This window comes from Streptomyces sp. NPDC046909 (genome assembly GCF_040644695.1).
In the GTDB taxonomy this organism is placed as follows: Bacteria; Actinomycetota; Actinomycetes; order Streptomycetales; family Streptomycetaceae; genus Streptomyces.
This window is the reverse complement of the sequence record NZ_JBEYXC010000008.1, coordinates 337,248-355,577: the sequence shown is the minus strand read 5'-3', so window position 1 is coordinate 355,577 and position 18,330 is coordinate 337,248. Positions and strand designations below refer to the sequence as shown.

The 18,330-nt window shown below is 68.5% G+C and carries 19 protein-coding genes and 1 tRNA gene; 10 read left to right on the top strand and 10 right to left on the bottom strand.

The features are described 5' to 3' along the window. Positions 1 to 34 precede the first annotated feature (34 nt). From ehuA to ehuB, 4 genes are read right to left on the bottom strand one after another with little or no spacing between them, the layout of a single operon-like run. Positions 35 to 796 carry an ectoine/hydroxyectoine ABC transporter ATP-binding protein EhuA gene (ehuA, locus tag ABZ928_RS27595; RefSeq protein WP_289920207.1) on the bottom strand — a complete coding sequence of 254 codons (762 nt, stop codon included), beginning with the start codon at positions 794 to 796 and terminating at the stop codon, positions 35 to 37. Positions 797 to 815: 19 nt separating this feature from the next. Further along, on the bottom strand, positions 816 to 1,466 hold the full coding sequence (gene ehuD / locus ABZ928_RS27590) for an ectoine/hydroxyectoine ABC transporter permease subunit EhuD (RefSeq protein ID WP_361524338.1): 651 nt from the start codon (positions 1,464 to 1,466) through the stop codon (positions 816 to 818). Beyond that, positions 1,463 to 2,197, bottom strand: a complete 735-nt coding sequence (ehuC, locus tag ABZ928_RS27585) for an ectoine/hydroxyectoine ABC transporter permease subunit EhuC (RefSeq protein ID WP_361524336.1) — start codon at positions 2,195 to 2,197, stop codon at positions 1,463 to 1,465. Before ehuC ends, ehuD begins: the two co-directional genes overlap by 4 nt. Further along, positions 2,194 to 3,117, bottom strand: a complete 924-nt coding sequence (ehuB, locus tag ABZ928_RS27580; protein ID WP_361524333.1) for an ectoine/hydroxyectoine ABC transporter substrate-binding protein EhuB — start codon at positions 3,115 to 3,117, stop codon at positions 2,194 to 2,196. Before ehuB ends, ehuC begins: the two co-directional genes overlap by 4 nt. A gap of 59 nt (positions 3,118 to 3,176) precedes the next feature. Between ehuB and ABZ928_RS27575 the strand changes: the two genes are divergently transcribed. Further along, positions 3,177 to 3,671: a DUF3830 family protein gene (locus ABZ928_RS27575; RefSeq protein WP_361524675.1), complete on the top strand. Its 495-nt coding sequence runs from the start codon at positions 3,177 to 3,179 to the stop codon at positions 3,669 to 3,671. A 49-nt stretch (positions 3,672 to 3,720) separates the two neighbouring features. Here the strand turns inward: ABZ928_RS27575 and ABZ928_RS27570 are convergent, their stop codons facing one another. Together ABZ928_RS27570 and ABZ928_RS27565 are read right to left on the bottom strand one after the other, a co-directional pair. After that, positions 3,721 to 5,106 carry an amidase gene (locus tag ABZ928_RS27570; protein WP_361524330.1) on the bottom strand — a complete coding sequence of 462 codons (1,386 nt, stop codon included), beginning with the start codon at positions 5,104 to 5,106 and terminating at the stop codon, positions 3,721 to 3,723. Positions 5,107 to 5,119: 13 nt separating this feature from the next. Further along, entirely contained in the window at positions 5,120 to 6,067 is a 948-nt protein-coding gene (locus tag ABZ928_RS27565) for a D-2-hydroxyacid dehydrogenase (RefSeq protein WP_361524328.1), read from the bottom strand. A 132-nt stretch (positions 6,068 to 6,199) separates the two neighbouring features. Between ABZ928_RS27565 and ABZ928_RS27560 the strand changes: the two genes are divergently transcribed. From ABZ928_RS27560 to ABZ928_RS27545, 4 genes are all read left to right on the top strand, one after another. Next, positions 6,200 to 7,027 (top strand): aspartate/glutamate racemase family protein, encoded by an 828-nt coding sequence (locus ABZ928_RS27560; RefSeq protein WP_361524325.1) that lies wholly within the window; start codon positions 6,200 to 6,202, stop codon positions 7,025 to 7,027. Beyond that, positions 7,024 to 7,755, top strand: coding sequence for a decarboxylase (locus tag ABZ928_RS27555; protein WP_361524322.1), 732 nt, complete (start codon positions 7,024 to 7,026; stop codon positions 7,753 to 7,755). Before ABZ928_RS27560 ends, ABZ928_RS27555 begins: the two co-directional genes overlap by 4 nt. 112 nt (positions 7,756 to 7,867) lie before the next feature. Then, on the top strand, positions 7,868 to 8,503 hold the full coding sequence (locus ABZ928_RS27550) for a hypothetical protein (RefSeq protein ID WP_361524320.1): 636 nt from the start codon (positions 7,868 to 7,870) through the stop codon (positions 8,501 to 8,503). 103 nt (positions 8,504 to 8,606) lie between these two features. Further along, positions 8,607 to 9,695 (top strand): LLM class flavin-dependent oxidoreductase, encoded by a 1,089-nt coding sequence (locus ABZ928_RS27545; protein ID WP_361524317.1) that lies wholly within the window; start codon positions 8,607 to 8,609, stop codon positions 9,693 to 9,695. Here the strand turns inward: ABZ928_RS27545 and ABZ928_RS27540 are convergent. After that, positions 9,674 to 11,479, bottom strand: coding sequence for an EAL domain-containing protein (locus tag ABZ928_RS27540; RefSeq protein ID WP_361524314.1), 1,806 nt, complete (start codon positions 11,477 to 11,479; stop codon positions 9,674 to 9,676). The two genes, ABZ928_RS27545 and ABZ928_RS27540, sit on opposite strands and share 22 nt — an antisense overlap. Positions 11,480 to 11,791: 312 nt before the next feature. Between ABZ928_RS27540 and ABZ928_RS27535 the strand changes: the two genes are divergently transcribed. Continuing rightward, entirely contained in the window at positions 11,792 to 13,033 is a 1,242-nt protein-coding gene (locus ABZ928_RS27535) for a M6 family metalloprotease domain-containing protein (RefSeq protein WP_361524311.1), read from the top strand. Positions 13,034 to 13,259: 226 nt separating this feature from the next. Here the strand turns inward: ABZ928_RS27535 and ABZ928_RS27530 are convergent. From ABZ928_RS27530 to ABZ928_RS27520, 3 genes are all read right to left on the bottom strand, one after another. Further along, positions 13,260 to 13,333, bottom strand: a tRNA-Lys gene (locus ABZ928_RS27530). Beyond that, positions 13,324 to 13,920: a bifunctional DNA primase/polymerase gene (locus ABZ928_RS27525; RefSeq protein ID WP_361524308.1), complete on the bottom strand. Its 597-nt coding sequence runs from the start codon at positions 13,918 to 13,920 to the stop codon at positions 13,324 to 13,326. The genes ABZ928_RS27530 and ABZ928_RS27525 overlap by 10 nt, the downstream gene beginning before the upstream one ends. 107 nt (positions 13,921 to 14,027) lie before the next feature. Next, positions 14,028 to 14,393: a hypothetical protein gene (locus ABZ928_RS27520; RefSeq protein WP_361524305.1), complete on the bottom strand. Its 366-nt coding sequence runs from the start codon at positions 14,391 to 14,393 to the stop codon at positions 14,028 to 14,030. 389 nt (positions 14,394 to 14,782) lie between these two features. Here ABZ928_RS27520 and ABZ928_RS27515 point away from each other — a divergent pair, with 389 nt between their 5' ends. The 4 genes from ABZ928_RS27515 to ABZ928_RS27500 all read left to right on the top strand — a co-directional run bounded on the left by ABZ928_RS27515 (position 14,783) and on the right by ABZ928_RS27500 (position 18,302). Then, positions 14,783 to 16,540: a recombinase family protein gene (locus ABZ928_RS27515; protein WP_361524302.1), complete on the top strand. Its 1,758-nt coding sequence runs from the start codon at positions 14,783 to 14,785 to the stop codon at positions 16,538 to 16,540. A gap of 124 nt (positions 16,541 to 16,664) precedes the next feature. After that, positions 16,665 to 17,228, top strand: coding sequence for a hypothetical protein (locus tag ABZ928_RS27510; protein WP_361524299.1), 564 nt, complete (start codon positions 16,665 to 16,667; stop codon positions 17,226 to 17,228). A gap of 341 nt (positions 17,229 to 17,569) precedes the next feature. Then, positions 17,570 to 17,821 carry a hypothetical protein gene (locus tag ABZ928_RS27505; RefSeq protein ID WP_361524296.1) on the top strand — a complete coding sequence of 84 codons (252 nt, stop codon included), beginning with the start codon at positions 17,570 to 17,572 and terminating at the stop codon, positions 17,819 to 17,821. A gap of 244 nt (positions 17,822 to 18,065) precedes the next feature. Next, positions 18,066 to 18,302: a helix-turn-helix transcriptional regulator gene (locus ABZ928_RS27500; protein WP_361524293.1), complete on the top strand. Its 237-nt coding sequence runs from the start codon at positions 18,066 to 18,068 to the stop codon at positions 18,300 to 18,302. Positions 18,303 to 18,330 lie beyond the last annotated feature (28 nt).

Below are 18,330 nucleotides of genomic sequence, written 5' to 3'. Positions count from 1 at the left end.
TCGGCGGATTCACTTCTTGTAGGCGACCCCGCCGTCACAGCACCGCGCTGAGAAATTCCCGCGTCCGGTCCTTCTCCGGCTCGCTGAAGATCTTCTCCGGCGGCCCGGCCTCGATGATCCGCCCCGAGTCGAACATCAGGACCTGGTCCGAGATGTCCCGGGCGAAATTCATCTCGTGGGTCACACAGAGCATGGTGATGTCGGTGGTGCGGGCGATGTCCCGCAGCACGTCGAGGACGCCCGCGACCAGCTCGGGGTCGAGCGCGGAGGTCACCTCGTCCAGCAGCAGGACCTTCGGGCGCATCGCCAGGGCCCGCGCGATCGCGACCCGCTGCTGCTGGCCGCCGGAGAGCTGGGAGGGGCGGGCGTCGCACTTGTCGGCGAGGCCGACGAGGTCGAGGAGCTCGCGGGCGCGGGCCTCCGCCTCGTCCTTGGACAGGCCGAGCACGGTCACCGGGGCCTCGGTGATGTTCCGCAGCGCCGACATGTTCGGGAACAGGTTGAACTGCTGGAACACCATCCCGATCTGCTTGCGGACCTCGCGGACCTGCTTCTCGGGCGCCGGGAACAGCCGCTGCCCGTCGACGGTGATGATCCCCTCGTCGGGCTTGGTCAGCGTCATCAGCAGCCGCAGGATCGTGGTCTTCCCGGACCCGGACGGCCCGATGAGGGTGACGTGCTTCCCGGCCGACACGGAGAAGTCGAGGTGGTCGAGGACGGTGTTGTCCCCGAACCGCTTGGTGACCTGCTCCAGACGGATCAGCTCGCCGTTGCCCCGCTTGTCGGCGGGGTTCATGTCAGGGGTCTGCTGGATGTCAGTGGACAAGACGTCGCTCCAGGGCTCGCATGAGGAGGGAGGCCAGATAGGAGATGAGGATGAAGGCCACGCCGATCACGGTCAGGGGCTCGGTGAACTGGAAGTGCTCCTGGGAGAAGAGCCGCGCCTGCCCGAGCATGTCGAGGACGGTGATCGCCATCAGCAGCGGCGTGTCCTTGAGCATGGCGATGACGTAGTTGCCGAGCGCCGGCACGACCCGGCGGATCGCCTGCGGCAGGATCACCACCCGCCATGTCCGGGTCACCGGCAGATTCAGCGCCGTCGCGGCCTCCCACTGGCCGACGGGCACCGCCTCGATACCGGCCCGGTAGACCTGCATCGTGTACGTCGAGTAGTGCAGGCCGATCGCGAAGACCCCGGTGGTCAGCGCGGAGAAGGTCACACCCCACTCGGGCAGCACATAGAAGAGGAAGAACAGCTGCACCAGCAGCGGGGTGTTCCGTACGAACTCCGTGACCGCGCCCACCGGCCAGGTCACCCACCGGGTCGGCGCCCGCATCAGCAGCGCCCACACCAGGCCGAGCGCGAAGGAGATCACCGAGCCCAGCGCCAGCGCCTGCAACGTGACCAGCAGACCGTCCCAGAACTGCGGCATGAAGTCGCCGACCGCTCCCCAGTCCCACGTCATCCGAGAACACCACCCGAGGAGGAGGCGCCGACACCGGTCGTCTCGGCGCGCTTGAGTTCATGTGCGGAGACCCCGCCCGCCGGGGCCTTCCCGACCCCCGACTTCAGCTTCTTCTCCAGGCCGCGCATCACCCGGGTCAGCAGGAACGCGATCACGAAGTAGATGACCAGCAGATACGTGTAGATCTCCGCGCTCTCCTGGAGCGCCAGGCGCACCAGATTGCCGCTGAACGCCAGATCGCCCATGCCGATGATCGACACCAGCGCGGTGCCCTTCAGCAGCTCGATGAGCAGGTTGGAGAAGGAGGGGATCATCTCCGGCACGGCCTGCGGCAGCAGGATCAGCCTGAGCCGCTGCCAGGGCGTGAAGCTGAGCGCGATCCCGCCCTCCTTCTGCGCCGGGTCGACCGAGTTCAGCGCCCCGCGCACGATCTCCGAGCCGTACGCGCCGTATGTCAGGCCCAGCGCGAGTGTGCCCGCCCACAGCGGTACCAGCTGCCAGCCGAAGGAGAGCGGCAGCACGAAGTACACCCAGAAGATCATGATGAGCGCCGAGGTCCCGCGGAACACCTCGGTGTAGAAACCGGCGAGGAAGCGCACGATCCACAGCCGGTGGGTGCGTGCGATGCCTACGACGAACGACACCGCGCCTGCCAGCAGCGCGCTGCACACCAGCAGTTGGACCGTGGTCCATACGCCTTTGAGTACGAGTTCCCAGAGTCCCGAGGTCATCCGCCCGTCCCTCCGCCGCACAGCTCCTTCGCGGTGAGGTCGGTCATCTCCGCCTCCGTGAACCCGAAGGGCCGCAGGATCCGGAACAGCTCGCCGCTCTTCTTCAGCTTCCGCAGCTCCACGTTGAAGGCGTCCCGCAGCTTCGTCTCGGTCGGCCGGAACGCGAAAGCGCCGCCGTCCACATGCGGTTTCCCGTCCACGAGGGGCGTGAAGGCCTTGGTGGCCTCGGCCTTGGCGGACTTCTTGACGACCTCGCGGGTGGTCAGCGCCGTACCGGCGAACACATCGGCCCGCCCGGCCTCGACGGCGTTCAGCCCCGCCACCTGGTCGGGGACGATCAGGATGTCGCTCTCCTCGTACCCCGCGTCGACCGCGTACTGGATCTCCGCGTACCCGGTCCCGGTGGCGAACTTGGCCTTCTTCTCGACGACGTCCTTGTAGTCGTTGAGCCCCTTCGGATTGCCCTTGCGGACGATGAAGGAATCGAGCATCTGGTAGTCGGGGTCGGCGAAGATGACCTGCTCACAGCGCTCGGGGTTCACATACATCCCGGCGGCGACGACATCGAACTGCTGAGAGTTGAGCCCGGGTATCAGGGATCCGAACTCGGTCGGCACGGGCTGGACCCGGTCCACCCCCAGCCGCTTGAAGATGACCTTCGCCAGCTCCGGCGCCTCACCCGTCAGGTCACCGTTCTTGTCGATGTACCCGAACGGGATCTCGCCGGCGATCCCCAGCCGTACGACACCCGCCGCCCGCAGGCGTTCCAGCAGATCACCGCCGTCCGTGGTGGAAGCCGTGGCCACCCGCGAACAGCCGGCGGCCCCCAGCGCACCGAGCGCCGCCACCCCCGCGAGCAGCGATCGACGCGTGGTTCCGGTTCCCTGTGTGTTTCTGTCGTTCCCATTAGGTGGAGCCATGGCGGCGCGGCTACCCGAGAGCATGCGATGTATGCACCATGGAAGGCATGGCTGACCGCATGGACGACCGATACATAGAGGTCTCGCTGGTCAAGCGGGGTATCACCGGTACGGCGAAGCTGCTGGACGACCGCGCGCCCCTGACCTGCGCGGCCGTCTGGGAAGCGCTCCCGCTCGCCGGTGACGTCTACCACGCGAAGTACGCCCGCAACGAGATCTATGCCCTCTTCCCACCCTTCGCCCCCACGGAACCTCCCCTGGAGAACCCGACCGTCACCCCCATCCCCGGCGACCTCTGCTACTTCTCCTTCGCGGGGACAGAGCTCGGCACCAAGGCCTACGGCTATGACCGGGAGGTCCGCGCGGGGGCGACGGTGGTCGACCTGGCCCTGTTCTACGAACGGAACAATCTGCTCCTGAACGGTGATGTGGGCTGGGTCCCGGGCATCGTGTGGGGGCAGGTGGTGGAGGGGCTGGAGGAGCTGGCCGAGGGGTGCAACGACCTGTGGCGGTCCGGGGCCCTGGGGGAGAGCCTCAGTTTCCGGCGGTTGTGACCGTCGGTGTACGGCGGTTGTGACCGCCGGTTTCCGGAGGGTGTGACGCTCACGTTCCGGCGGCTGTGACCCCGGTCAGCGCGTGGGCCGCCCGCAGGACGAGGTCGTCCCGGTGCCGGGCCGCCACGATCTGGAGTCCCACCGGCAGCCCGTCGCCGTCCACGCCCACCGGGACGGACGCGGCGGGCTGCTGGGTCATGTTGAAGGGGTACGTGAACGGCGTCCACCCCGTCCATCGCCGGTACCCCGAGCCCTGCGGCACCTCGGCGCCCGCCTCGAACGCCGTGACCGGCAGCGTGGGCGTCACCAGCAGGTCGTACGACTCGTGGAAGCGGCCCATCCGGCGGCCGAGGTCCATGCGGACGTCGACGGCGGCGAGATAGTCCAGCGCGCTGTAGCGCGCTCCGAGCCCGCAGATCTCCCGTAGCCCGGGATCGAGCAACTCCCGCTGGTGCGGCCCGAACTGCTGGGTCACCCGGGCCGCCCCGCTGAACCACAGGGTGTGGAAGGCGTCCACCGGGTCGGTGAAGTCGGGGTCGGCCTCCTCGACGTAGGCACCGAGCCGCGCCAGCTGCTCGACACCCCGCCGGACCGCCGCCGCGACGCCCGGCTGCACCCTTACCTGTCCGCCGAAGGAGGGGGAGTAGGCGACCCGCAGACCCCGGACGCCCTCTCGCAGAACTTCCTGGTAGGACACGGCACTTGGCCCCTGCCCCGACCAGTCCCGTGCGTCCGGCGCCCCGATGACGTCCAGCATCAGCGCCGCGTCCGCCGCGTCGCGGGCCATCGGCCCCACATGCGCGAGCGTCCCGAACGCGCTCGCCGGATACAGCGGCACCCGCCCGTACGTCGGCTTCAGCGCGAAGATCCCGCAGAAGGCGGCCGGGATACGGACACTGCCGCCGCCGTCCGTGCCCAGGGCCAGCGGACCCGCGCCGAGGGCCACGGCGGCCGCCGCGCCCCCGCTCGAACCACCGGCGGTCCTCGACGGATCGTGCGGGTTGCGGGTGATGCCGGACAGCGGCGAGTCCGTGACGCCCTTCCAGCCGAACTCCGGGGTCGTCGTCTTGCCGATGAATACGGCACCCTGCTCGCGGAGCCGGGCGACGGACGGCGCGTCCTCGTCCCAACTCCCCTTCTCCGACAGGACCTTCGAGCCCTTCAGGGTCGGCGCCCCGCGCATCAGCAGGATGTCCTTCACCGTGACCGGCACCCCGTCCACCAGCCCGGCCGGCTCACCGCGCCGCCAGCGGTCCGCCGACTCCCGCGCCTGCGCGAGCGCCTCCTCGCCGGTCAGCCGCACGAACGCGTTGACCTCCGGCTGGATCGCCTCGGCCCGCTCCAGCGCCGCCCGGGTCACCTCCACGGGGCTGAACTCGCCCTTGCGGTACCCCTCGACGAGCTCCACGGCGCCGAGTGCGGTGAGGTCCCTCATGCACACCCCCAGGTCAGTGTCCGGGTACGTATCCACGCTTCTTGTCGACCACGTTCAGCAGCGGCTTGCCCGCCGCCCACCGGTCGTACAACTCCAGGAACTGCGAGCCGAGTTCGTCCCGCCAGCCGATAGTGTCGCCGCTCATGTGCGGGGACACGATCAGATCGGGCACCCGCCACAACGGGCTGTCGGGGCCCAGGGGTTCGTGCTCGAAGACGTCCAGGGCGGCCCCCGCGATCCATCTCTTCCGCAGCGCCTCCGCGAGCGCGTCCTCGACGACGAGCTGACCCCGCCCCACGTTCACGAACCGGGCGGAGGGCTGCATCACCCCGAACCGCCGGGCGTCGAACATGCCGTACGTCTGCTCGGTGAGCGGGGCCGCCGCGATGATCCAGTCGGCGCGGGCGATGAGCCGGTCGAGGTCGCCGGGGCCGTGGATACCGGTGCGGGGGGTGCGGCCGACGATCGCCGTGGTGATCTCAAGTGCCTTGAGAGTGCGGGCGATCGTCCGCCCGATCGGCCCCGACCCGACGATCACGGCCCGTGTCCCGGACACCCGCCGCGACTCCCGGTGCCGCCACACGCCCTCCCGCTGGAGGTCCAGCGTCCGCGGCAGATCCTTCGCCATCGCGAGGACGAGCGCGGCGACGTACTCGGCGATCGGCTGGTCGAAGATCCCGCGCGCGTTGGTCACCACCGTGTCGGAAGCCGCGAGTTCGGGGCACATCAGATGGTCGACGCCCGCGCTCGCGGTGTGCACCCAGCCCGGCCGCGGCCCCTCGCCCGGCCAGGCGGCGCGCACCGCGTGGGAGGTGAAGTCCCAGACGAGCAGGACATCGGCGTACGGCAGCCGCTCGGCCAGCGTCGACGCGTCCGTGTGCTCGATGCGGGCGCGCCCGGTGAGACTGCCGAGGCGGGGGCGGGGATCGGCGTCCAGGACGAGCAGGGTGGGGGAGGTCATGCGAAGGCGGTCCTCCACAGGCGTCTGACATGCGCGGATTGACCACGCTCGCACCCGAACCTACCTTCGTCAACACGGGCGTGCGTACGGTCCGTTGTCCCCCCGTCTCTCACCGTGAGGCCGGTGCCAGCCATGGACGTCTCCTTTCTGGGCGGACCACGCCCGCAACGCGGCATCGGTGTCGTGGCGCCCTTCGACTTCGCCCTGGACCGCGAGCTGTGGCGCTGGGTCCCGGACGACATCTCGCTCCACCTCACCAGGACCCCGTACGTCCCCGTCGAGGTCAGCCTCGACCTGGCCCGTCTCGTCAGCGAGCACGAGACCCTGCACGACGCCGTCCGCACCCTGCACGCCATCTCGCCCGAGGTCGTCGCCTACGCCTGCACGTCGGGCAGCTTCGTCGGCGGCATCGCGGGGGAGCGCGCGATGTGCGAGGCGATGACGAGGGCGGGCGAGGTCCCCTCCGTGACGACCTCCGGTGCCCTGCTGGAGGCCCTGATCGACCTCGACGTACGACGGGTGGCCCTCGTGACGCCGTACACGGTCTCGGTGACCCGTTCCCTGGAGGAGTACGTGGCGGAGGCGGGCGTCACGGTGTCCGGCTGCGCCTTCATGGGCCTGACCAGGCACATCTGGAAGGTGCCCTACCGGGAGGTCGTCGCCATGGCCCACAAGGCGGTCCGCGGACACGCCGACGCGCTCTTCATCAGCTGCACCAACCTCCCGACGTACGACGTCATCCCGCAACTGGAGGCGGAACTGCGCATACCGGTGATCTCGGCCAACCAGGTGACGATGTGGGCGGCGCTGCGTCGGCTGGGTACCCGGGCGGTAGGGCCGTATCAGACGCTGGTCGATCCGGCGGCACGGTCCGGCCCTGTGTTCCCGCAGGAAAAGCAGCCGGAAGAAGAGCAGCAGCAGGCAGAGCGCCAGGCAGAGCAGCAGGAAGGCTGGTCATGACCGCACTCGGATTTCTCTACCCGGGCCACTCCGCCGAGGACGACTATCCACGCATCGAGCAGCTCCTGGGCAGCGACATCCGCCTCGACGTCGTCCACACCGACATCGGCGAGGACGCCCACCGCGAGGACGCCCTCCTGAAGATGGGCTCACCCGAACGCCTCGCGGCCGGCGTCGAGGAACTGCGCATGGCGGGCGCCGAGTCCGTGGTGTGGGCCTGCACCAGCGGCAGTTTCGTCTACGGCTGGGAGGGCGCCCACGACCAGGTCCGCACCCTCGCCCGCACGGCGGGCATGCCGGCCTCCTCGACGTCCTTCGCCTTCGTGCACGCGGCACGGGAGCTCGGGGTGCGCCGGGTCGCGGTCGGGGCGACGTACCCGGACGACGTGGCGGGATTGTTCGCGGAGTTCCTGCGCGCGGGCGGCCTGGAGGTGACGGGGGTCCGCGGCGCCGGCATCATCACGGCCGCCGAGGTCGGCACGTGGGGTGAGACGGAGGTCTTCGCACTGGCACGGGAGGCGGACACCCCGGATGCCGACGCCCTCCTCCTCCCGGACACCGCCCTGCACACCGCCGCCCACCTCCCGACCCTGGAGAAGGAACTGGGCAAGCCGGTCCTCACCGCCAACCAGGTCACCGTGTGGGAGGGGCTCCGGCTCGCGGACCGGCGGGTGAACGCGCCGAGGCTGGGAGCGCTGTTCACGAAGGAACCGATCGTGCAGGTGTGACGGGCGGGAATTCAATTCACCAACGGATGTGTGAATTCCGTCGCCGGGGTGACCGTGACGGCGCGACAATTGCTGCCCGCGTCATCTTCGGGGGATTCATCGGGGGATTCACATGTCGTCATTCACGCCGCCGCCGTACCCGCCGCCCAGGCCTCCCGGGCCCTCACATAAATGGCAGACCCTCGCGGCGCTGATCAGCGCGGGCGTCGGCATCCTCACCTTCGCCGTCGGATTCATTGGGCTTCCGGCGGCGGGGGTCAGGTCGCCGGTGGCGGTGCGGGAGACGGCCACGGTGACGGCTACGGCTACGGCCACCGTCACGACCTCTGCCGAGCCTGTCGTGCAGAGCGAGAATCCTGACGGTGGCGATTCGACGCCGCCGGACGCGGAGGTGCCGGAGGTGCAGTGGACCGGACCGCTGCTTTCCCAGCAACAGGGATTCGATCTCGATCTCGTGCCGCCCGAACGAGGGGGAGGCGATATCGACACCTACGGTTTCGACGGCCCGAAAGCGAAGCTGTACGGGAACAGTTATGCGCTCGTGCCCGAAGGGGAAGATCCGGATTTCAGTGAGTGCAAGTTGCTCGCCACCACTAAAACCCAGTCGGCGCCTGCGGTCGCCGATGGCCGTAGTGTCTGTCTGTTCACGGACGGCGGCCGGGTCGCTCTGGCCACCGTCGATTCTGCGGACCCCGGGACCGGGATAGTCAACCTCACGGTCAAGGTCTGGGAGAAGGCCACCACCTAGCCGCCCCCCCCAGCCCGGGAATAAAACGGAGCCCCCCTCCTGTTAGCCCCTCCTGTCGGCCCTGCCAGGACCGCGCACGGCACACCACACAGGAGGCTCCACAGTGACGGCAGACGAGATTCGGGGTACAGCCCACGGCACCGCGCCCGTCCCCCTCTCCGTACTGGATCTGGTCACCGTCGGCGCCGGTCGCACCGCCACCGACGCGCTCCGTACCAGCGTGTCGCTGGCCAAGCTGGCGGAGTCGCGGGGCTTCCACCGTTACTGGGTGGCGGAGCATCACTCGATGCCGGGTGTCGCCTCCTCCTCGCCCGCCGTGATCCTGGCCCATCTCGCCGCCCACACCGACCGCGTCCGGCTCGGCTCGGGCGGCGTCATGCTGCCCAACCACGCCCCGCTGGTCATCGCGGAGCAGTTCGGCACCCTGGAGGCGATGGCGCCGGGCCGGGTCGACCTGGGCCTCGGCCGCGCCCCCGGCACCGACGGCGCCACGGCGGCCGCCCTGCGCCGGACCCAGACGCTTCACGAGGGCGCCGACGACTTCCCGGAGCAGTTGGCCGAGCTGACCCGCTTCCTGGACGACGACTTCCCCGACGGCCACCCCTACCGCCGTATCCACGCGGTCCCCGGCCCCGTCCAGTCGACGTCCCCCGGCGGCGTCCAGTCCCCGCACCGCCCGCCGATCTGGCTGCTCGGCTCCTCCGGCTTCAGCGCCCGTCTCGCCGCCACCCTCGGTCTGCCCTTCGCCTTCGCCCACCACTTCTCGGCGCAGAACACCGTCCCGGCCCTCGACCTCTACCGCGAGCACTTCCGCCCGAGTGAAGTCCTCCAGGAGCCCTACGCCCTGATCGGCGTCTCCGCACTCGCCACGGACGACGAGAAGGAGGCCCGCCGCCAGGTCCTCGCCGCGAGCCTCAACATGATCCGGCTGCGCACCGGCCGCCCCGGCCTCGTCCCCACCCCGGAGGAGGCGGAGGCCTACGAATTCAGCCCCATGGAACGCGAGTTCATCACGTCCTGGAACGCCAACGTCATCCACGGCACGGTCGACGAGGTCCGCTCCGGCCTGGACGACCTCCAGAAGCGCACCGGCGCCGACGAGTTGATGCTCACGTCCCACGCCCACAACGGCGAGCTCCGCGTGCGCAGTTACGAACTGATCGCGGACGCCTACGGGTTGCCCACCCTCTGACGGCTCATCAACTCGGAGATACGATCCGGCGTCACCGGCCGTGAGTACAGCCACCCCTGGCCGGTGTCGCAGCCGATCCGCCGCAGCCGGGACGCCTGGGCGGACGTCTCCACGCACTCCGCGGTGACGGTCAGCCCCAGCCGGTGGGCCAGCTGGATCATCGCCTCGACGACGACCTCGTCGGCGGGGTTGGGCGGCGCGCCCGTCCCCTCGTACTGGAAGCCGCGGACGAAGGAACCGTCCAACTTCAGTACGGCGACCGGCAGTCGGCTGAGATAGGCGAGGTTGGAGTAGCCCGTCCCGAAGTCGTCGATGGCGATGTGGACGCCCATGTCGCTCAGGGCCTGGAGCGCCTGGAGGGGGCGGCCCGCGGAGCCCATGACCGCCGACTCCGTCAGCTCCAGCTGGAGCAGGCCCGGGGCCAGGCCGGTCTCGGCGAGGATGTCGGCGACGTCCTCGACCAGGTCGGAGTCCCAGACCTGGCGGACCGCGACATTGACGCTGACGAAGATCGGCGGCTCGTCGGGGTGGTCCAGCTGCCACTGCCGGGCCTGGCGGCAGGCGGTGTCGAGGACCCAGCGGCCGAGCTGCACGATCGAACCGTCCTCCTCGGCCAGTCCGATGAACCGATTCGGCGTCAGCATGCCGAACTGCGGATGGTTCCAGCGCACCAGCGCCTCGACCCCGCGCAGCCGGCCGTCCTCCATGCCGACCAGCGGCTGGTACTCCAGGACGAACTCGCCGCGCTCGATGGCCGGCCGGAGCGTGGAGGCGAGGGCCTGGCGGGTCATGCGGTGGGCGTTGCGCTCGGGGTCGAAGAGCGTCCAGCGGGCCTTGCCGTCGGCCTTCGCCCAGTACAGCGTCGTATCGGCCGCCTGGACCAGGGCGGTGGGGGTGGTGCCCGCCGCGTGCCGCTCCACGACGCCGATCGACGCGGAGACCGAGAGCCGCCGGCCGGAGATGTCGAACGGCGCCTGGACCGCCTTCAGTACGGCCTCGGCGAGGTCGGCGAGCTGGTCCGTGCCGGTCGAGTCCTCGACGAGCAGGGCGAATTCGTCGCCGCCGAGTCTGGCGACCAGCGGGGCGCTGCCCCGGGTGAGGCCCGCCTCGTCGGCGCAGCGCGTCAGGCGTTCGGCGACGGCGGCCAGCAGCCGGTCGCCGACGCGGTGGCCGAGGGTGTCGTTGATCGCCTTGAAGCCGTCGAGGTCCAGATAGCAGAGCCCGATCCGGCCGGTGCCGCCCTGCGCGTACGACTCGACCTCCAGCGCGGCCGAGAGACGCTCGAAGAACAGAGTGCGGTTGGGCAGCCGGGTCACCGGGTCGTGCATCTGCAAGTGCCGCAGCCGGGCCTGGAGTTCTCGCTGGGAGCTGATGTCGGCGAGGGACAGCAGCACCCCCGGCTCACCCGTGCCCAGCGGCGCGACCGTGACCTGCACCCACAGGGACTGCCCGTCGGGGTGCTTGAGCCGCCGCGTGCAGCGCAGTCTCGCCTGCCGGCCGCGCAGCACCTCCTGGTACGCGCTCCACGTACGCGCGTCCGAGGCCAGGTCCACCAGGTCGGCGGCGACCTGCCCGGCCAGCGACTCGGGCGCGCTGCCGAGGAGTTCGCCGAGTGTGCCGTTGGCACCGACGACGAGTCCCTCGCGGTCCACGACGGCCATGGCGAGCGGCGCGGCCGCGAACGCCGACTGGTACGTGTGATACGTGGTACTGAAGTCACTCTCTGTGACGACGGCCCGGTTGAGATCTGCCGCGGGCGTCGGCCCTTCGGAGGTTCCGCTCACCGTTCGCTCCCGCAGTGCACTCGATCTCTGTCCGTGCAGGAAAGTGTGCCGATCATAGAGGCTGGCCCCCACCCCTTCCAGCCACCCTCCAGTGTCGCGGACCAACCGGCCCTTCTGACAGATCGTTTCTGCCCGCACCTGGACGGGTTGTCCGTGCTCCCGACCAGGTGTGACGTTCCGTGAGCGATTCGGGGTGTCGCTTCTGACGGTTCTTCTGCGTACTCACTCGTCTGGTGCAGACAAACAGGGCGTAGTACGACAATCTCACACAGGCTGGGTGCGGTGTCCCGCGAACCGCACCCGGAGGTCCCTGTGCCGCGCCCTCTTCCGCGCCCCAGACTGCGCAGTACCGCGGCCGTGTTCACCACCATGACGGCGTTGGCCGCCACCTCCCTCATCACCGGTCCGTCGGTCGCCGAACCCTTCTCGGCCGAACCCTGTGCCCTGACCCGCACTCAGGCGCACCACTCCGAGGGCCTCGACACCTGGAACGCCGCCTATCCGCGCCCCGCCCGCACCCTCGACGCGGTGATGGTGTTCCTGTCCTTCCCGGACGCGACCCCGCGCACCCGGCCCGCCGAACTGGCCGCCGACCACTTCCCGGCCACCAGCCGCTTCTTCGAGCAGGCCTCCTACGGCAAGTTCACCCTGCGCCCGCACCCGCTCCGGAACTGGATCCGGATGCCCCAGCCCTCCACGTCGTACGCCATACGGCGGGACTGGAACGCAGCCCACCGCTCCGCCTATCTGCGCGACGCGCTGTCCGCGGCGGACGGACAGGTGGACTTCTCCCGCTACGACGTCGTCTACTTCGTCGCCGACCCGGACGCGCCGGGCGTGGACTCGGACGCCACGAAGGTCGTCAACCTGGATGTCCCACTCCGGGCCGACGGCACGGACATCCGCCGCGTCGTCACGGTCTTCGAGCAGCACCCACCGGACCGGCTGGTTCTCGCCCATGAGACCGGCCACGTGTTCGACCTGCCTGACCTCTATCACCGGCCGGTGGACGGCAAGGGCGACTGGGACACGTACGTCGGCGACTGGGACCTGATGGGCAGCCAGTTCGGACTCGCCCCTGACCTGTTCGCCTGGCACAAGTGGAAGCTGGGCTGGCTGGAACCGCGCCAGGTGGCCTGCGTCCAGGGCTCGACCCGGCTGACCCTGGAGCCGCTGGGCGCGGGGGCGGGTTCGGGAGCCCCGGGCACGTTCGGCCTCGGCCGCGGCACCAAGCTCGCCGTCGTCCGCACCGGCGCCGACAGCGCCCTCGCCTTCGAGGCCCGCGGAGCCGTCGGCAACGACACCTCCACCTGCCGCGAGGGCGTCCTCGTCTACCGCGTCAACGCCGGCTCCCCCTCCGGCGGCGGCCCCCTCCAGGTCATCGACGCCCACCCCGACACGGAGGCCTGCTGGGAGGGCTCGGTCTACCCACCCCTCGCGGACGCCCCGGTCGGGTTGGGCGAGAGCTTCACGGTGCCGGGGGAGGGCGTACGGGTGGAGGTGGAGGGCCGGACGGCATCGGGCCAGTGGACGGTGCGGATCACGACGGGCTGATGTGCCGGTTCAGCGGGACGGGCGGATACACGAAAGGCCCCTCGCTCTCGCGAGAGGCCTTCGTTGTCTGTGCGCCGCCAGGGACTCGAACCCCGGACCCGCTGATGCTGCGTCCATCTGGGGGATAACCCCCAGACCCCCAGCCGCCTCCATGGCGCCGGAAGACTCAGAGATCCCGCCTGCATGACGAAAGCCCCCCGTTCTCACGGAGGGCCTTCGTTGTCGGTGCGCCGCCAGGGACTCGAACCCCGGACCCGCTGATTAAGAGTCAGCTGCTCTAACCAACTGAGCTAGCGGCGCCTGCTGACGTCGTAGACCTTAGCATCCTGATCGGCGGGAGGAAAAATCGATATGCGCACCGCCGCGCGGGCCGCCCGTACGGCCGCCCATACGAGGATCTCGGCACCCGGTAACCAGGGGTGACGTGTGTCGGGGGCCACCAGCCAGCGGCTGTCGAAGGGGGTCGGGGCGGTGGTCGTCGGCAGGGGTGCGGGGACGGTCACCGCGTCGCCGTTGCCATGGCACAGCAGCGGCGGAACCGCTCCGGTCCGGCCGAACTCCTCCCACCGCAGCAGCGACGGCAGCCGGTACGCCGTCCCCGGCGCCGAGAAGAGAAGCATCCGGCCCCGGAACGCCGCGACCGGCCCCGAGCCCGGCCCCTCGTCCCACAGCTGGTCGAGCATGCGGCGCCCGAAGACGGCGGGGGCGCTCACCACGTCGAAGGCGGTACCGCAGGGCAGTACGACCGGGGCGTCGGGCCGGTCCTCCCACAGGGCCAGCGTGCTCCGCGGATACGTTCCTGCCGAGGCGAGCCACGCGGCTCCGTCCGCGGTGACCCCGCTGACGTCGGAACGGTCGGAGTAGAGCTCCTTGGATGTGTTGCTCATGCATCCAGATGTACCGGCTGTGAGCGTTCCGTTTCCGAGGGTTGCCGGAAACCGGGACAGGGCGGGGTGGCGGGGAGTATCTTGCCCACCTGGCATATGCCAAAGCTTTACGCGGGGTCCACCGTCCCCCTGCCCTCGGCGCCCCGCATCAGGTCCCGGCCGAACTCGACCATCTTCTTGGCGTAGTCCTCGGTCCACTCCGCCCGCTCCGCGATGTCCGCCGGCGTCAGCCGGTCGAACCGCCGTGGATCCGCCAGCTGGGCCGCCGCCATCGCCTGGAACTCCACCGCGCGGTCCGCCGCCGCCCGGAAGGCGTGCGTCAGCTCCGTCGCCCGGGCCAGCAGCGCCCGGGGGTCGTCGATGGACTCCAGATCGAAGAAGTGCTCCGGGTCGGCGGCCGCCTCCGCGGGCTCGAAGATCAGGGGCGCGGGGCGTAGCCGCGGTTCATTCCGACGCGGCGTGGGCTCCGCCATGTCTTCTCCTCCTCGTACGTCGCCGATGACCCGCCTGTCGGTGAGTGGGCCGTCGTCCATTGTCTCGCGCGGGCGCAAGTAGGCGGGCAGGGCGGTTCAGGGGCTCCAGGCCACCCGGTGCTCCGCCAGATGCGCCAGCACCGCGTGATTCGCCTCCCAGCCGTCCGGGCTGTTTCCCTTGGCCGCCTCCGGCGGCGTGCCGGACTCCGTCCGGCGAGGGGGCGGCGTTGAGCTCGGCGTTCGTCGGTGCTGAGCCGGCGCGTCCGTCACGGTCGCCAGACCACCCGGTGCTCCGCGAGACGCGCCAGCACCGCGTGATTGGCCTCCCAGCCCTAGGAAGATAGGATCACCAAATCATTCCTGGGGCCCCTGCGATGGAAGGCGAGGACATGAGCAGTACACGACTCCTAACCGGTATGCGGGTCCTGAAGGTGCGGCGCATAAGCCGCGACACCGAGGACAGCTCCGCTCTTCTGCGCCAAGGGGAGGAGCTGGACAGGGCGGCGAACGAAGGCCGCCTCACCGTGGCCGGTGAGGTCGAGGACGTGTGTGTCTCCGGTGCGGTGAACCTCGATGACCGCCCGAAGCTGGGCCGCTGGATGAAAGACCCGCTCTGGCATGAGTGGGACGCGCTCATGGTCACGTCGCTGGACCGGATCACCCGGGATCAGCACCATTGGGACAGGTTCGCGGAGCGCTGCCACAAGGGCGGCAAGGAGATCGTCTGCCTGGATGACCCGGCCCTCGATATCCACACCCCCACCGGCCGGATGATCGCGTACATCAAGGCGACCCAGGCTCAGGAGTACCGCGAGGCGATCGTCAGGAAGCGTCGGAACCAGACGCAGTACTACCGGGACGAGAGCCTTTGGGGCGGTGGCACGTGGCCCTTCGGCTATCGGCCGGTCGTGATGGACCACAACGGCAAGCAGCGGTACAAGCTCGTCATCGACTCCGTGACAGGTCCCCTGATTCGGGAGGCGTACGAGCTGATCGTCGATCAGGGCTGGTCCATGGGTCAGGTCTGCACCGCGTGGAACTCCCGTCCCCGGCACGTCTCCGAATGCCCCGAGCAGGGCAGCGAGGAGCCGTCGTGCGGGTGCCCGCGTGGCGTCCTCACCTCCCAGGACTACCAGCGGAGCATCAACGCGGCAGAGAAGAAGGTGGGCGTCAAGACGCACATCAAGGGCACCAAGTGGAGCACGTCCACGCTCGGCAAGATGCTGAAGAAGCCCACGCTGAAGGGTGTCGCCATGCACCAGGGCGAAGCGCTGCTGAGAGACGGGCTTCCTGTTCGATGGGCCGACCCGATCCTGACGGAAGAGGAGTTCGACAAGCTCCAGATCGCCGTTGCCGACCTGGGCAAGTATCGGGCGGGGATCAAGTCCACCGCATCCCCGATGACGGGGGTTCTGTACTGCCCGTGCGGGATGAAGATGTATGAGAACAGCTCGATGGTGACGCTGCGGACTGGGGAGACCCGCAAGCACAAGTACTTCCGCTGTGGGTCCTGGTCCAATGGCGAAGCGTGCAAGTTCTCCACCTCTTGGCCTCAGCAGGAGATCTACGAGGCCGTGGAGGAGACGTTCCTTTCGAAGCTGGGGGATCAGCACATCACGGAACGCACGTATGTCCCTGGCAAGGACAACAGGGCGCAGATCAAGGAACTGGAAGCGGCCATGGAGAACCTCTCCCAGGCCATCGCCCAAGCTTCTTCCGCAGCCGCCGTGACCGCGCTCACGGCGACCATGGAACGCCACGCCTCGAACCTCGAAGCACTCAACGAGGAGCCGTTCATCCCGGGCCGTTGGGAGGAGAAGAGCACCGGCCAGACGTACCGGCAGAAGTGGCAGCAGATGGGGGAGTGGAAGGAACGCGGCCCCTTCCTACGCAAGGCCGGTTTCCGGCTGTTCCTCGTAGGCAGTCCCAAGGCCGGTCCGTCTATCGGCCTGGTGACCCCGACGGACCTGCAAGAGCGGGCGGGTGATGCCCTGCAAGGAATGTGGTCTTCTACTGACGGCGTGGAGTACGAACGCGGCGCATACGCGACGTTCTGCAACATGTTGGAAGAGATGACTCAACAGATTGCCGAACAAGAGGAATTGAAGCTGGATGAGCGCAGGGATGACTTTGACCCTGACTTCTAGTCCACCTGCTGGAAACTGAAACCCTCTGGACCCCGGGGCCTCCCGGGGTCCTCTTCATCTCACCCTGGAAGTGCGAATGCCTGATAGTGCAATGCCTCGTCGATTGGTTAGAGCGAACCATGACGTGAAGATCGAGTGGACCCGGGCCTTGTTCGATGCGTTCGGGTCGGGTGGCCTACTGGCCCGGGATGCCCCCGAGTTCGGCCGAGAACACTTGCTGTGGGCCTTGGCCCAGCTCCGGCACACGAACGGCCGGACCGGGCGGATGTTCACGGGGGACACGACCATCGCTGATGAGCTGGGATACAACACGAATGACCATCCGGGTAAGAAGTGCCGGGACACGCTGACGCGATTCGGGTTCTTCACCCAGAACGGCAAGCAGGGGCGTGCGGCCAATCTGCTCCTTTCCCTACCGGTCGAGTTGCTAGAGGACGATGAGACGTATCCGACGCTGGCACAGTCAGCCCGCGGCGAAGTACTCACGGTGGCCGACACCAAGCCGAGCAAGCCCAGGAGGAAACCAGAGACGAAAAACGCTGGGCCACGGCCGGCTGAACCCTCCGCGACCGAAACCGTTGAGGTGTGTCCGGCGCACCCTGAGGGGCACTGCCCGGACCCTACAGATCCGTTCAACGCCATACCGGCTTGGGGGCCGTTGGCATGTCGTGCTGCCTTGGCGGCCTAGTGCTTCCATTTTCCTGCTGTACCAGTGGCTTAGTTAATAGTTGATAGTTCGTAGCTCATAGAGCGTAGGTAGTAGTGAGTAGGTAGTAGTGAGTAGAGGGCCCATTGCCGGGGCCCTCTCTCGTTTCGTATCTGTCTTAGGACCTTGAAGGGTCCTGGATCAGCCCAGGCAAGTGGAGTTGTGCACCTTGTTGCCAGCAACACAGGGGAGAGCCAACTCAGCTTGAAGGATGGGACGTTAGATCGGCACAGGCTGAGGGAGCATCCCTAGGCTGTCCCCGGCAGGGAGTACCTGCCCTGGCTGCCAGTGGGCAACTGGCCGAGAGAAACAGGGGGCCGAGCGTGGCCGAGATCAAGATCGAAGGTCTGGAGAAGTACCACGGACTGCTGGAACTGGGTGGATACACCTACATCGTTGAGCGGACGATCGGGAGCACTCTCCGCGATCAGGTCCAAGCGCTGGAGGCGAAGGCCAAGGAGCCAGGGATGAGCGATGCCGGGGCCGAGGTGTACCGCACTCGCGCCCAAGAGCTGCGCACCGTGGCGGACAAGCTGGCTTCGTTGGTGGAGGAAATCAAGGGGGCCGGAGCCTGACGGGCTCATGCGGAGCGTGATGTGCGTCCCACTTGCCCAATCGGTTGTCGCAGACCGCATCTTGTGACACCGACATCATGAGTGAGAGCAGGTCTTCTGTGGTGTCCGTCTCACCTCCTACTTCATCGGGCGGTCTTGCTCGATAGGACACGTACATCATCAGTGAGAGGCAACCTCACGAAACTGGCTAGACCCCGGCTGGATAGGTCGGGGTCTTCTTTTGCCTTCTGTCGTGCATTTCTGCATGACTGGAACGGAGTCATCAATGTTCGATCGCCACTTCTTTGCCGACCGTCGTGTGGCACTAGGGTTGTCAGTAGAGACCCTGGCTCAAGAAATGCGTGTAGCCCCGTCAACTGTGCGTCGCTGGGAATCTGGAGAAACATGCCCCAGTCTTCGCACGCTCGTACTGGCTGCGCGGCATCTTCGTACGCCGTTGGCTTCCTTTATGGCCGACGTGGAGACCAGCGTGGCCGCCTGAATCCGAACCATTAGATAGGAGGTGTCGC